The 12,846-nt window shown below is 72.7% G+C and carries 14 protein-coding genes; 5 read left to right on the top strand and 9 right to left on the bottom strand.

What is annotated here, in order from left to right:
- Window positions 1–27: 27 nt before the first annotated feature.
- Window positions 28–495 carry a MarR family winged helix-turn-helix transcriptional regulator gene (locus tag ACFFIA_RS29635; RefSeq protein ID WP_377256916.1) on the bottom strand — a complete coding sequence of 156 codons (468 nt, stop codon included), beginning with the start codon at window positions 493–495 and terminating at the stop codon, window positions 28–30.
- A 129-nt stretch (window positions 496–624) separates the two neighbouring features.
- Here ACFFIA_RS29635 and ACFFIA_RS29630 point away from each other — a divergent pair, with 129 nt between their 5' ends.
- Complete coding sequence (locus ACFFIA_RS29630; RefSeq protein WP_377256913.1) at window positions 625–2,124, top strand: MFS transporter; 1,500 nt, start codon at window positions 625–627, stop codon at window positions 2,122–2,124.
- 21 nt (window positions 2,125–2,145) lie between these two features.
- On the opposite strand, the gene ACFFIA_RS29625 is transcribed toward ACFFIA_RS29630, so the two are convergent.
- From ACFFIA_RS29625 to ACFFIA_RS29610, 4 genes are all read right to left on the bottom strand, one after another.
- A complete protein-coding gene (locus tag ACFFIA_RS29625; protein WP_377256909.1) occupies window positions 2,146–2,340 on the bottom strand; it encodes an alpha/beta fold hydrolase in 195 nt (64 codons plus the stop codon).
- A gap of 678 nt (window positions 2,341–3,018) precedes the next feature.
- Entirely contained in the window at window positions 3,019–3,840 is an 822-nt protein-coding gene (locus tag ACFFIA_RS29620) for an SAM-dependent methyltransferase (protein WP_377256906.1), read from the bottom strand.
- A 662-nt stretch (window positions 3,841–4,502) separates the two neighbouring features.
- Window positions 4,503–5,666, bottom strand: a complete 1,164-nt coding sequence (locus ACFFIA_RS29615; protein WP_377256903.1) for a hypothetical protein — start codon at window positions 5,664–5,666, stop codon at window positions 4,503–4,505.
- Window positions 5,667–5,770: 104 nt separating this feature from the next.
- Window positions 5,771–6,457, bottom strand: coding sequence for a DUF4241 domain-containing protein (locus tag ACFFIA_RS29610; RefSeq protein ID WP_377256900.1), 687 nt, complete (start codon window positions 6,455–6,457; stop codon window positions 5,771–5,773).
- A gap of 200 nt (window positions 6,458–6,657) precedes the next feature.
- Here ACFFIA_RS29610 and ACFFIA_RS29605 point away from each other — a divergent pair, with 200 nt between their 5' ends.
- Window positions 6,658–7,473 carry a hypothetical protein gene (locus ACFFIA_RS29605; RefSeq protein WP_377256897.1) on the top strand — a complete coding sequence of 272 codons (816 nt, stop codon included), beginning with the start codon at window positions 6,658–6,660 and terminating at the stop codon, window positions 7,471–7,473.
- On the opposite strand, the gene ACFFIA_RS29600 is transcribed toward ACFFIA_RS29605, so the two are convergent.
- The 4 genes from ACFFIA_RS29600 to ACFFIA_RS29585 form a co-directional block, all read right to left on the bottom strand.
- Complete coding sequence (locus ACFFIA_RS29600) at window positions 7,470–8,141, bottom strand: response regulator (RefSeq protein WP_377256894.1); 672 nt, start codon at window positions 8,139–8,141, stop codon at window positions 7,470–7,472. The genes ACFFIA_RS29605 and ACFFIA_RS29600 overlap by 4 nt on opposite strands.
- A gap of 1 nt (window position 8,142) precedes the next feature.
- The gene (locus ACFFIA_RS29595) at window positions 8,143–9,246 is read right to left on the bottom strand and encodes a sensor histidine kinase (RefSeq protein WP_377256891.1); all 1,104 of its coding nucleotides are present in this window, start codon (window positions 9,244–9,246) and stop codon (window positions 8,143–8,145) included.
- A 5-nt stretch (window positions 9,247–9,251) separates the two neighbouring features.
- Window positions 9,252–9,899: a DUF998 domain-containing protein gene (locus tag ACFFIA_RS29590; protein ID WP_377256888.1), complete on the bottom strand. Its 648-nt coding sequence runs from the start codon at window positions 9,897–9,899 to the stop codon at window positions 9,252–9,254.
- A gap of 102 nt (window positions 9,900–10,001) precedes the next feature.
- A complete protein-coding gene (locus ACFFIA_RS29585; protein WP_377256885.1) occupies window positions 10,002–10,202 on the bottom strand; it encodes an HAD family hydrolase in 201 nt (66 codons plus the stop codon).
- 315 nt (window positions 10,203–10,517) lie between these two features.
- On the opposite strand from ACFFIA_RS29585, the gene ACFFIA_RS29580 reads away from it, so the two are divergent.
- The 3 genes from ACFFIA_RS29580 to ACFFIA_RS29570 are packed head-to-tail and all read left to right on the top strand — an operon-like array spanning window position 10,518 to window position 12,828.
- Complete coding sequence (locus ACFFIA_RS29580; protein ID WP_377256882.1) at window positions 10,518–11,231, top strand: GntR family transcriptional regulator; 714 nt, start codon at window positions 10,518–10,520, stop codon at window positions 11,229–11,231.
- Complete coding sequence (locus ACFFIA_RS29575; protein WP_377256879.1) at window positions 11,228–12,043, top strand: cyclase family protein; 816 nt, start codon at window positions 11,228–11,230, stop codon at window positions 12,041–12,043. Before ACFFIA_RS29580 ends, ACFFIA_RS29575 begins: the two co-directional genes overlap by 4 nt.
- Complete coding sequence (locus ACFFIA_RS29570) at window positions 12,040–12,828, top strand: cyclase family protein (RefSeq protein WP_377256876.1); 789 nt, start codon at window positions 12,040–12,042, stop codon at window positions 12,826–12,828. The genes ACFFIA_RS29575 and ACFFIA_RS29570 overlap by 4 nt, the downstream gene beginning before the upstream one ends.
- Window positions 12,829–12,846: the final 18 nt, after the last annotated feature.

The raw sequence follows: 12,846 nt of genomic DNA, 5'->3' as shown, positions 1-12,846 counted from the left end.
GACGGCCGGCTCAGGGCGGCGGCGAAGTCAGGAGGCGCCGGTCTCGGGCGGGTCGGCGGACTCGGCACGGGTGAGCCGATCGAGGAAGTCGACGATCGTCGCCTTCTGCTCCTCGTCGTAGTCGCGCACCAGCGCGGCGATGCGGCGCGCCCGGTCCGAGGTGGCCCGCCGCAGCCGCTCCTCGTCCAGCTCGACGACGACCTTGCGCCGGTCGGTGACCGAGCGGACCCGGCGCACGTAGCCCGCCCGCTCCAGCGCGTCGATGGAGCCGGTCATCGTGCCGGACGACGTGATGCCGCTGAGCTTGGAGAGCTGGCTCGGTGAGAGCGGTCCGTGCAGGAGCAGCAGGTCGAGCACCTGCCCGTAGCAGGTGCTGAGGGTGAGCCCGGCCCGCGCGGCGGCGGCGTGGTCGGTCCGGGTCGTGGCCGCGACGGTCCGCCGGAGGGCGCGTTCGAGCTCGCCGGGCACGCGTGGGGACGCCCCCTCGGTTGCCATCGTGGATCCCCCTCCCTAAACTGTCGTCGCACCGACTATGTCGCTAGACCGACATAACCGGTGCGACGACAAGTTGCATGTCAGCTCTTGTCGTTCCACCGAGATTCTACGGCCACGAGAGGTGAGCGTATGACCGCCAAGGCGACCGGCACGTCTCCCAACCCGCCGGTCCGCGCCGACGGGCCAGCACCGCCACCGCCCTATCCGCGGCGGTGGCTCGCGGTCGCCGTCCTCCTGGCGGCCTTCATGGTCGACCTGGTCAGCGTGACCATCGTGAACGTCGCGCTGCCCACCATGGGTCGCGCCCTCGACGCCGGCCCGGCCGAGCTGGAGTGGATCTCGGCCGGCTACCTGCTCGCGTTCGCGGTCAGCCTGATCACCGCGGCCCGGCTCGGCGATCAGATCGGCCGCAAGCGGGTCTTTCTCGCCTCGGTCGCGCTCTTCGCCCTGGCCAGCCTGGCCTGCGCGGTCGCCCCCGGCACCGGCACGCTGATCGGCGCCCGGATCGTGCAGGGCATCGCCGCGGCCGGGATCGCGCCGCAGGTGTTGAGCACGGTGTACACCATCTTCGACGCCCGCGAACGTGCCGCCGTCTTCGGCGTGCTGGGCATCGTCTCCGGCCTCTCCCAAGCGCTCGGGCTGCTGCTCGGCGGCGTACTCGTCAGCGCCGACCTGGCGGGTCTGGGCTGGCGCTCGATCTTCGTGGTCCTGGTCCCGGTCGCGGTGGCGATCGCCGCGCTCGGCGCCGCGTGGGTACCCGAGACGCGGGCACCGGGCGCGGCACGCCCCAAGCCGCTGGCCGCGCTGGTCCTCACCGTCGGGCTGGTCGCGATCATCGCGCCACTGCTGGAGGGGACCCGGCTCGGCTGGCCGTGGTGGACCTGGCCCTGCATGGCCGGCGGCGTGGCGGCGGTCGTGCTGCTCGCACTCGCCGAGCACGGGCGCGGCCGGCCCGAGCGGACCGGGGAGTCAGCGGCACCGTCGTCGTCGGCTCTGCTCCCGCTCGACCTGCTCCGCGTCCGCACGGTCGGCGCCGCGCTGGTGATCCAGCTGGTCGCGTTCGGCGCGTTCAGTGGGCTGCTGCTCGTACTTGCCCTGTGGATGCAGGACGGCCTGGGCTTCTCGCCGCTGCTGGCCGGCCTCGTGACGGTCGCGATACCGATCGGGTCGCTGCCGATCGCCCCCTTCATGGGCCGCCTCACGCTGCGCCTCGGCCGGCTCACCGTCGGCCTCGGCTGCCTGGTCATCGCGGCCGGCGTCGCCGCGTTGATCCCGGCCGCCCTCGGCACGCCCGACGTCAGCGCCTGGGCGATCCTGCCCGGACTGGCGCTGATCGGCGCCGGCGTCAACCTCACCATGCCGGCCCTGACCACGCTCTACATGGCCGAGGTGCCCGCCCACCACGCCGCCTCGGCGTCCGGGATCATCACCACCGGCCAGCAGTTCGCCGGCGGGCTCGGCGTCGCCCTGCTGGCCGCGACGTTCTTCGGCCAGCTCGGCGGCGGCGACTACCGCTCGGCGATCACCGCGTCCGCGACCGTCGCGGCGGTGGTGGTGGCACTCTGCGCACCCCTCTGCCTGGCGATGTCCAAGCCCAAGCTGGGCGCGCCCGCCGGGTCGGCGGCCTGAGACCTGACCTTTCGGGGTCGCTCAGGGTCTGGGCGGCGGGTCGTTGCGCGCGGTGTTCACCCGCAGAAACGTGGTGACGGCCTCGCGAAACTGGTCGGCCGCCTCCACCCACGGCACGTGCCCGGCGTTTGCCAGCGTGACGCGCTCGCCGCGCGGCAGCGCGTGGTGCAGCGAGTCGACCGCCCAGGCGGGGCGGATGTCGTGGTCGCCGTGCACGATGAGCGTGGGGATGTCCAGCGTTCGGCACTGCCGGCCAGCTCGGCACCGGCCACGTAGCGTTTTGCCTCCGCGTTCAGCGCGGCGTTGCAGTCGTGGTTGATGCCCAGCCACGGCGTGGCCTGCTGTTCGGCGAGCGGAAGCGCCCGGTCGTGGTCAGCGAAGTCGGCCGACCATTGCAGCACGGCGATCTCCCGATCCTCGGCAGGCGTACGGTCGCGGCTCCTGAGCGCTTCCCACCGGGGCAGGTGCTCGCCGAGGCGGACCCGCGCAGGTTTTGCCTGTAGGCGAGGTGCCAGGTCGGCGGCCGGCACTCCAGACCATGAGGTCGGGTCCGTCCGTGGCGAAAAGTTGCCCCTGTGGAGCCTGTTGCAAAATTGCTCGATCACAGTGAGTGTCGAGAAGAACACGGCTGTATCGGTCGCTGGCCGTCGAACGGCGGCCAGCGAGGGTTAGCGCGACCCTCAGTTCGCGCGAATCTGACGATTTTGCAACAGGCTCTTTGGGGTCAAGAAATCGCCACGGACGCACAGCGGCCCGAGCCGGGAGCGCGTCGAGGTTGGGATTGACCTGCTTCCGGATGGAAACGGCCCCGCGTCCGGACAGCGGACGCCTAAAGCAGTGCGGACCACGACGAGTATCGCGGCAGCCCAAATCTATTCCGTTGGAATAGATCGTCTAGGGCTTGCGGCCGAGGGCCGAGACCCGCCACGGGGCGACGTCGCGGTCGGCGTCGGCCTCGTGCGGGTCGGGCCGCCACTGTGGACACGGCACCACGCCGGGATCGAGCAGCTCCAAGCCGTCGAAGAACCGTGCCACCAGGTCGGGCGCACGCAGCGTCTGGGGCGCGGAGCCGGTCGCGTTCCACAGGCGCACGGCCTCGTCCAGCGGCGCGCTGACCCCGCTGATCGGATGGGCGATCGCCAGGTAGCTGCCGGACGGCACCGCGTCGACAAGCCGCTTGACGATCGTCTGAGCCGCCTCGTCGTCCATGACGAACTGCATGACGCCCAACATCATGATCGCGATCGGCTGGCTGAAGTCGAGCGTCCGGGCGGCGGCCCGGAGGATCGCGTCAGGGTCGTGCACGTCGGCGTCGATGTAGTCGGTCGCGCCGAGCGTGCTGCCCACCAGCAGGGCACGGGCGTGCGCCAGCACGATGGGGTCGTTGTCGACGTAGACGATGCGGCAGTCGGGCGCCACCGACTGGGCCACCTCGTGCGTGTTGTTGGCGGTGGGCAGGCCGGTGCCGATGTCGAGGAACTGGCGGATCCCGGCCTCGGCGACGAGATAGCGGACCGCGCGGATCAGGAAGGCACGGTCGACGCGGGCGGCCTCCACCACGTCCGACAGGACGAGCCGGATCTGGTCACCGGCCTCCCGATCGGCGGCGTAGTTGTCCTTGCCGCCGAGCCAGTAGTCCCAGACCCGGGCCGAGTGCGCGACACTCGAATCGATCTTGGGCCTCTCGCCGGCCACCCCTGAGGAGTTGTCAGTCACGCCGCATCCTTCCACCCTTTGCTCGGCGTCGATCGCGCACGCAGCCTAGCCGCTTCGGCCGGCCCCCGAACGCCCGCGGGGTATCGAATGTAGACCGCCTGGATGGACATCCGCGCCTTCCCGCTCTTTCCGCAGGTCACGCCGGCGAGCTTCGGCCCTTGTGGACGGTGGGCCGAGCCGCCGCCCCGAGGCGCGGGAAAATGCGCGGCGTTCCTGTTTGGTCGCTCAGCGTCCCGACGCGGCCCGCCTCGACCCTCGCGCGCGGGCCCAGCGGGTGCGCGGCCGGGGACCACGCGAGCCTGAGAGCGCTCTCAGATCCGACTCCACCAATCCAGTATCCGAATGGCTCAGTTAACCACATTGCCTTTTACAGACCCGATTTCTGCGTATTGATAGTCATCTTCACAACCAGCTAGAAGCGTGAGAACGCTCTCACAATGCCGGCCCGAGGTCGCGTCCCGCAATCCCCATCTGGAGCTGTCCCCGTGACCCCAAACCGAACCGGCGCGTACCGGCGCGCCACCGCCCGCACGTCGTCCAACCGCACATCCTCACCACCGCCGCGGACGCCCTCGCCACCGCGCACGTGCACGCCCGCGACGCCCTCGGTGCCACGCTCGCTGGGGCTCGACCGTCGTAGCCGGACGCTGACGCCCGCCGCGTCAGTGGCTCGGTGGCCGGTGTGTGTCACCGCCGGCCGCGTTCGGCCAGCCTGTCTCGGCGACGATCGCGTCGGCGACCTCCGCGACGGTACGCCGGTCGGTGTCGACGCGTACGCCGCCGACCGCCGCACGTTCCAGGATCTCGGCCTCGGCCGCGGCCTGGTCCGCGGCGGCCGACAGGCGCTCGGCGGGCCGCCCTCTGAGCGGATCGCCCGGCTGTGCCCAGGCGCCGCCCCGGCCACGGAGCATGACGCGGCGGGTCAGCTCGTCACGTCCGGCGTGCAGCCGGCACACCGTGAGGGTCGCGGCCGGCAGCGCCCGGGCGTACACCGTGATCGCCGCGGCGTCCTCGGCGGGGCCGACCATGGTGAGGCACCGGGCCCCTGCGGCGCGGAAGGTTCGCCACATGGCCGCCAGGATTCCGGCGCGCATTTCGTGGTCGACTCGGCTGCCGTAGAAGCCGATCTGGTCGAGGTCGACGAAGGCGCCGGGGATTTGCCGGCCCAGCACGTGCCGCAGGTAGAGGTCGAAGCCGGCGGCGGACTTCCCGACGCCGGTCGCGCCGCACAGCCAGAGGATCGGGCCACCGGCGGCGCCGGCCGAAGTTCGCGGCGGGGCCGCTCCGCCATCCGGCGCCGGTGCGGTCTTGGCGATCCAGCCGGCGGTGCGCTCCCGCACCAGGCGGACGACCTGGTCGACCGGCAGGCCGCTGGTTTCGACGCACACGTCGCCGATGTCGTTGGCGTCCAGGGCTTCGGCCTCGGCCAGCGCCTGGGCGACGGTGTCGCGGTGGCCCTGGCGGGCGACGAGCCGCCGGGCCAGGTCGTCGGCGCTCGCGCGCAGCCGGCACGTGGTCAACGCGATGCCCGGGATCGGATCGGCGTGTGCCTCGCGGGCCGGATCGACCACACCGGACACGACGGCGGCACGGGCGCCCGCCGCACGGTAGCCGGCCACCACCGCGCCGAGGTTCGCCGCCGCCAGGCGGGAGCGTCCCGGATCCCCCGCCGGCTCGGGATAGCACATGCCCAACTGGTCGATGTCGACGTAGCCGACCTCGACGCCGGCGGCCGCCAGTCCGGCGTAGACCTCCCAGGCGACCGTGGTCTTGCCGACCCCCGGCGGGCCGCAGACCCACAGCACCGGTGTCGGGTCACCGCTCAACGGTCACCTCGCCCGTGCGTGCGAGGAACTCGCGGGCACCGCGCCTGGCGGGTGATCTCGAGTCCGAGAAAGCCGCTGCCGCCCACCACGAGAAGGTCCATCGGTCAGGTGAGCACGCCGAAGTCGGTGAGAAAGCAGGTCACCTCGCCGCCGGCGGTGTAGCCGACCCACGTGGGATAGACGCCGTCGCCGCCGCCGGAGGTGAACATGACCAGGTTGGTGCCGGTCTCCTCGTGCGTGTAGGTCACGGATGGCTCGTCGCGGTCGAAGGAGGCGTCGGCGATCAGGTCGTCGCGGGCCTCGTCGTCGTCCACCAGCGCCTGGAACACCTCGACCGAGCCGAACGAGCCGGTGCCGCCGTCGACCGGGTAGCCGAAGATCTCCCCCTCGGCCAGGTCCGCGGCGTCCTGGCCGTCGTGCAGGGCCAGGCGCCAGGTGTGTGCCGGCTCGGGGCGCACGACCACGCGGGCGGCGGCCACCTCGGTGAAGGAGACGGCGCCGCGTGGCTGGCCCTGGTCGGTGTACTGCGCCAGCACGACCTCGACCGGGTAGTCGCCGGGCGGGACGGTCTGGGTGAACGGGTAGCCGTTCGCCAACGGCTCGGCGGCCACCAGCCGGCCGGTCGGGAGCCGCAGCCGGTCACCGGGCACGACCCGCGCGGTCGCCACGCAGCCGGGCCGCAGGTAGCTGGCGTCGTGCGCGTACCCGTCGGCCAGCAGCCGGTCGAAGTCCGGCGCCGCCGGACCCGCGCGACCTCCCGAGGGCTGCCCAGCCGTCCGCCCAGAATCCATTGCGCGATGGTCTCACGCCGCCTCGCGGCCGGCTCCCGCCGCCCGGATTCGGGCGAAGCTGGTGCCGAGGCCGCGCCGCGGCACTCCGGCCAGCGGCCGTGGTTCGTCAGACTCGCGGTTGGTTGCCCCGGGAGGATACGTGAGGGCACCTCGGCCGTAGAGCTGACGACAGGCGGTCACGGGACCGGTACTGTCCGGCCGTGATCATCCCCGCTGAGAGTCCGCCGCCGGCCGCGCGGCCTCGTCCGGCCACCGTGACCGTGGCGTTCCGTCTTCAGCTTGGCCTGGTCGCCGTGCTGCTGGTGCTCGCCGTGCTGATGGTGGTGGACGCGGTCGCCTACAGCGGCCTCATCGACCGGGCCGCGGAGCTGACCAATGCCGACCCGGACGAGGTCAGCATGGAACGAGCGTTCAATGTGGAATGGGCCGTGATGACCGGACTGCCGGCGATCGCCCTGCTGGCCCTGTTCGCGGCGACGGCCCTGCCGGTCCGCTCCGGCAGCAACGTGGCACGCATCCTGACCTGCGTCGGCGCGGGCTTCCCGCTGCTGTGCTGCGGCGTAGCCGGCGGCGCGGGGACACTGGCGATGGTCCCGCTGCTGGCCCTGGAGCCGGAGGAGTTGGAGCAGGAGGAGTTCCTGCCCGGGGATTCGCCCTTCTACGACAAGCTCTACGAACTCGAGTCAGCCGGCCCCACCTCCGGGCTGGCGATCCTCATCCCCATCCTCATCTTCGCCGCGATCGCGATGGCGGTCGCCATCGCCGTCCTCCTGCTGGTGCCGCCGTCGAACCGCTACTACCGGCCGGAGCAGCCACCGCCACTCCAGACACCGGTGTACCCGTCCGTCTACCCGGTGCCACCGGGCTACGCCCTGGTCCCGGTCAGCGCTCTCATCCTGCCGGTCACCGCCCCCACGCCGCCCGCGCCCGGCGAACCACCAGCGGCCGACCCGCCGGAGAAGGAGCCGCCTGCGGCGGAGCCGCCTGCGGCGGAGCCGCCGGCCGGCGCGGGCTAGCGAGGCTCGTTGGGCCGCACCAGGCCGGTCTCGTAGGCGAGGATCACCAGCTGGACCCGGTCGCGCACGCCGAGCTTGGCGATGGCGCGGGTGACGTGGGTCTTGGCGGTGAGCGGGCTGATCACCAGGCGGCGGGCGATGTCGTCGTTGCCGAGACCGGTGGCGACCAGGCGGACGACCTCCCGCTCCCGCTCGGTGAGCACGGCAAGCCGGCGCCCGTCGTCACCGGCCGGGACGGGCCGGTGGGCGAACTCCTCGATGACCCGCCGCGTGACGCTCGGCGACAGCAGAGCCTCGCCGGCCGCCACCACGTGCACCGCGCGACGCAGGCCCTCCGGGTCGACCTCCTTGGTGAGGAAGCCGCTCGCGCCGGCGGCGAGCGCGGCGAAGACGTACTCGTCGGTCTCGAAGGTCGTGAGGATGACGACCCGGCAGCCGGGCAGCGCCGCGTCCGCGACGATCCGCGCGGTGGCCGCGATGCCGTCGAGGCCGGGCATGCGGATGTCCATGAGTACGACGTCCGGCCGCAGCGCGCGTGCGGCGCGGACGGCCTCGTCGCCGGTGGACGCCTCGCCGACGACCGCGATGTCCCGGTCGCGCCGCAGCAGGCTGCGGAACCCGGCCCGCACCAGGTGCTGGTCGTCGGCGAGCAGTACGGTGACGGCCACGTCACACCTCCGTCGGTATCGTCGCGCGGACCGTGAACCCGCCGCCGTAGGCCGGGCCGGCGGTGAGCGTGCCGCCGAGCGCGGCGACCCGCTCCCGCATCCCGAGGATGCCGTGCCCCTCGCCGCCGCGGACCGCATCGCCGGCGGCGGCGCCGTTGTCGGTCACCGCGACGGTCAGCTCGCGCGGGCCGTACCGGAGCACGACGTCCGCGCGGGTCGCCGCCCCGTGCCGCACGCTGTTGGTCAGGGCCTCCTGCACGATCCGGTACGCGGCGCGCGACGCCGGCGCCGGTACGCCGCCCCGGTCGCCCGTCTCGTCGAGCGTGACCGCCAGCCCCGACCGCCGCACGAGATCGTCGATGCCGTCGAGGCCGGCGACCGGCGCGGTGCCGTCCCGCAGCACCCCGACCAGGCTCTTCAGGTCGGCCATCGCGGCGCCCCGCACGTCCTGGGCCAGGCGCAGCGCGGCCCTCGCCTCCGCCGGCTCGGTCTCGATCGTGTCCAGCGCGACGTTGAGGTGGACGCCGACCGCGGCCAGCGTGTGCGCGACGACGTCGTGCACCTCGCGGGCGACGCGTACCCGCTCCTCGGCGCGGCGGCGGGCGGAATCCACCTCCCGCTCGTGCTCCGCCTGCCGCAGGCGCGCCGCGGCCTCCTCCTGCCAGCGCCGCCGGTCCCGGTACGCGGTGGCGCCGGCGAGCACCACGGCGAGCCACAACGCCTCCACTCCGACGTGCGCGGCGACCCACTCGGGCTGGTGTCCGGCGACGCTCCACTCCCAGTTCGCGGCGAACGCGACCCCGACCGCCCCGACGAGGTACGCCCAGCCCGCCCGCCCGGCCACGACGGCGAGCGCGAAGGCCGCCGACGCCGGCCAGACCCAGCCCACCTCGACGAGCCCGGCGGTACGGTGTGCGACCACCGTGGCCCAGGAGACCAGCAGTGCGGCGAGGGGCCACCGCCGGGCGAGCAGCACCGCGACCGCGAGCGCCGGCGCGAGCGCACCGACCCCGGCCGCGGTGACCGTGCCGCCGCCGACTGCCACTCCGGCCGGTATCCCGACCAGGGTGACCGCGGCGGCGAACGCTGTCGTCCGCCATCGCATCGCCGTCAGCCCTCCTCTGGACGCATCCGGTGCAGGGCGACCGCCACCACGGCGAGCCACCCGGCATAGGACCAGATCATGACCCGTTCGAGCAGCCCGACGACGCTCGGGTACGGCCCGACGCCGAGCTGCGGGCCGTCGATGACATCGACCCAGGCGACCGCGAACGCGCACAGCGTCACCACGGTCGTGGCGGCCGCGACCGCGAGCGGGCGGTGCGCCCGCCGCCACCGTTCGTCGCGCAGCCAGGTCCGGGTGAGCAGCAGCGCCGCGGCCGGCAGCGCGAGGAAGGCGGCGAGCCCGCCGAGTCCGTGTACGAGGTTCGCGGCGCTCGGGTCGTCCCACTGCCCGGGCGGGTCGGCGGGCACGAGGCCCGCGATCAGCATCCCGACGGCCCAGACACCGATCAGCCAGAGGCCGGCCCGGTGCCCACGCGTGTACGCGGCGGCCGGCGCGATCAGGCTCGCCGAGGCGGTCGCGGCCGCCACACCGGCGATCGTGATGAGCCAGCCGGCCCGGCCGTTGACGAAGTGGCTGCCCATCACCTCGACCCAGCTCCACTGGGGGTTGGCAAGGTCGGCCAGGGCTATGGCGATGGGAGCGGCGGCGAGCCCGGCCAGGATTCTGGTGGTGCGCGTCTGCATCAGGTCCATGGCGGACGACGCTAGGAACGCGCCCCGCCCCTCCGCGTCGTCTCGCCGCCGTCACCCTCCTCGACTCTGCGGGACGACGGCATACACCGGACGGTGTACGCGTCACACGCCCGCGCGCAGGATCGTCGTGCCGTCGGGGAGTGCCGCCTGGATGCGGCTCAGGTCGCGGGCGGAGGGCTCGATGAGGAATCGGTGTGTGGCGGCGTGCAGCAGCGGCAGGTCGACGGCACTGTCGGTGTACGTGTAGTCGACCGGGATGGTGATGCCGGCGTCCCGGAGCCGCCGCACCTTTCTCCGCGCCACGGCAGCCGAGGTGGGGTCGCATGCCGATCCGGCCGGGGCGCAGCTGCGCGGCGACCTTGCCCATCGCGCCGTCACCCTATGTAGCGAGGCTGGCAGGGCGAACTGTGACGATCATGTGTGCCGACTGAGCTACATCACGCCTCCGCATCATTTACGTAGCGTAGTTTTCCCAGTTCAAGCCACCCCTTGACAATCGAATCTTGTTACACGTACGTTTCCGTCTACCGGATACCGTCGACGATAGCGCCGGGTATCGTCGACGATAGCTTGAGGGAAGGTCACGGAGTGGTGAGATCAGCCGAAGGGGTGTCGGCCATGACCGGCCTGCGCGTCCCGCCGAAGGTCGCGTTGAGCGCGTCGACGTACGACGTGCTGCGCAGCGCGATCCTCGACGGCACGCTGCCGCCGGGCACGCGCATCGTCGAAGACGCGGTCGCGAAGCAGCTCGGCGTGAGCCGGGCCCCGCTCCGCGAGGCGATCTGGCTGCTCAAGCGGGACGGGCTGCTGGTCGACGAGTCGGCTCGCTCGACCCGGGTCGTCCAACTGACCGAAGACGACGTGCACGAGCTGCACATGATCCGCACGGTGCTGGAGACGCTCGCGTACCAGCAGGCGTCGCCACGCCTGGAGGCGGCGACCATCGCCGAGCTCGAAGACCTCATCGGGCAGATGCACGAAGCCTCGGTCGCCGGCGACACGCGCCGCATCGCCGACCTCGACTACCGGTTCCACCGGGCCCTCTGCGAGCCGTGCGGTCTCCCCCGGGTCATGAAGGCGTGGGACGAGCAGCACGTGCTGTTCCGGATGTGGCTCAACATGGTCGGTCCCACGCTCGGCCTGGAAGACATCGCCGAGCCGCACCGCGTGCTGCTCGACGTGGTGCGCGGTGGCGATGCCGAGGCGATCTCGGAGCAGGTCATCGCGCACGTGTACCTGGTCGGCGGCGTGATGGCCGACCAGCGCCGGCGTTGGGCCGCCGCCCAGCCCCGGCTGTGTTTCCCCAGTTCCGATGGAGGCGCACCGCGATGACAACGATCAACCTGACCCTGCCGCTGTATCCGTTCATGCCGGTCGGCAACGTCTGGGCCTGGGACTCGCCGTTTCAGCTCACGCCGGCGCTGACCCACGAGCGGCACGGCCTGGCGACGCATCGGATGAGCTTCCACAGCGAGGCCGGCACGCGGCTCATGCTCGGCGCCTGCTACGACGACGACGCGCCGCGCATCCACGAGCTGGACTACAGCACGCTGGTCAACCGCGAGACCGTCGTCATCGACGTGCCGAAGGGCGCCGGCGGGGAGATCACCGCCGACGACATCGACCGCACGCTCGCCAAGGACCCGGACTACCGCGACGGCGACGCCGTGCTGCTGCGCACCGGCTGGGGCGACGAGGAGCGATACCGCACGCTCGGCGACGAGTACGCGAGCACCACGCCGCACTTCGCCCTCGACGGCGCGCGGCGCCTCGCCGAGGTGATGACCGAGCGCGGCAGCGACCTGATGCTCACCGACTGCGCGTACATCGGCAACACCGGCGAGGCGTACATGTTTCCGGAGTGGGCCTCGCGGGCGCCCTGGGACCGGCCGCCGTTCCCCTCCCAGCAGGCGCGTATCTACATGCGCCACTACACGCCGGCCCGCGGCGCCGGCGGCGGCGCGCCGGACTGGGCCTCCTCGGTGGTGCTGCACGGCGCGATGTCGCCGGTCGCCGCGCTCGCCAACTGCGGGGCGCTGCGCGGCAAGCGGGTCCGGGTCACGGTGCTGCCGCTCTTCCTGGCCGGCGCCGAGGGCGCGCCGTGCACCGTACTGGCGATCGACGACGAGGAGGCGGCCCGATGAGCCGGACCACGATCAACCTGACCCGTCCGATCACCACCGAGTCGCCGGCCGGCAGCCACTACCCGTGGGAGGCGCCGTACCGGACCGAGGACATCGCGACGCTGACCTACAACGGCGCGAACCTCTTCCACATCACCATGGGCAGCGGCGCCGCCACCCGGATGATCGGCCCGGGGCTGAGCGACCCCGACGGCGCCACCGTCGACAAGCTCCGGCCCGAGCAGCTCGTCAACCGCGACGCGGTGGTCGTCGCGATCCCGGCCGGCGAGACCCCGGGCCGCGAAATCGGCGCCGACGCCATCCGCGCCGCCCTCGACGCGGCGGACCTGAGGGCCGGCGACGCGGTGGTGCTCGCCACCGGCTGGGGCGACGACCCGGCGCGGTTCACCGACGACGACTACTACCTGGACAGCCCGTACCTGACCGTCGAGGCGGCCACCACCCTGGCGGAGCTGCTCACGCGCAACGGCACCGACCTGGTGCTCACCGACTGCGTGTACCTCGACCGGCCGGCGCACGCCCGGGACGAGTGGACCACGCTCAAGCCCTGGCTGCGCCCGGTGTTTCCGTCGGACGCCGCGACGACCTACCTCGCCCACTACCGGCCGGACAGTGTCCGCGACGACTGGGCCGCGACCGTGGCCCTGACCTCGTCGGTCTGGACCGTCGCCGGCCTGGTCGGATGCGGCGCCCTCGCCGGGCGCCGGATCCGGCTCACCCTCGCCCCGCTGAACGTCCAAGGCGTGGGCGAGGTCCCCTGCACCGTGATCGCGCAACCCACATAGCCCCACCGGGAGCAACGC

It is taken from the genome of Phytohabitans kaempferiae, from assembly GCF_042433955.1.
Taxonomy (GTDB): domain Bacteria; phylum Actinomycetota; class Actinomycetes; order Mycobacteriales; family Micromonosporaceae; genus Phytohabitans; species Phytohabitans kaempferiae.
Note: the sequence above shows the minus strand (reverse complement) of the source record. Positions and strands in the feature narration are given on the sequence as shown.

Bases quoted from the DNA above. Each gene is read 5' to 3' on its own strand.
- ACFFIA_RS29635 (WP_377256916.1), bottom strand. From the start codon at position 495: ATGGCAACCGAGGGGGCGTCCCCACGCGTGCCCGGCGAGCTCGAACGC.
- ACFFIA_RS29630 (WP_377256913.1), top strand. From the start codon at position 625: ATGACCGCCAAGGCGACCGGCACGTCTCCCAACCCGCCGGTCCGCGCC.
- ACFFIA_RS29610 (WP_377256900.1), bottom strand. From the start codon at position 6,457: ATGGATTCTGGGCGGACGGCTGGGCAGCCCTCGGGAGGTCGCGCGGGT.
- ACFFIA_RS29595 (WP_377256891.1), bottom strand. From the start codon at position 9,246: ATGCGATGGCGGACGACAGCGTTCGCCGCCGCGGTCACCCTGGTCGGG.
- ACFFIA_RS29590 (WP_377256888.1), bottom strand. From the start codon at position 9,899: ATGGACCTGATGCAGACGCGCACCACCAGAATCCTGGCCGGGCTCGCC.
- ACFFIA_RS29580 (WP_377256882.1), top strand. From the start codon at position 10,518: ATGACCGGCCTGCGCGTCCCGCCGAAGGTCGCGTTGAGCGCGTCGACG.
- ACFFIA_RS29575 (WP_377256879.1), top strand. From the start codon at position 11,228: ATGACAACGATCAACCTGACCCTGCCGCTGTATCCGTTCATGCCGGTC.
- ACFFIA_RS29570 (WP_377256876.1), top strand. From the start codon at position 12,040: ATGAGCCGGACCACGATCAACCTGACCCGTCCGATCACCACCGAGTCG.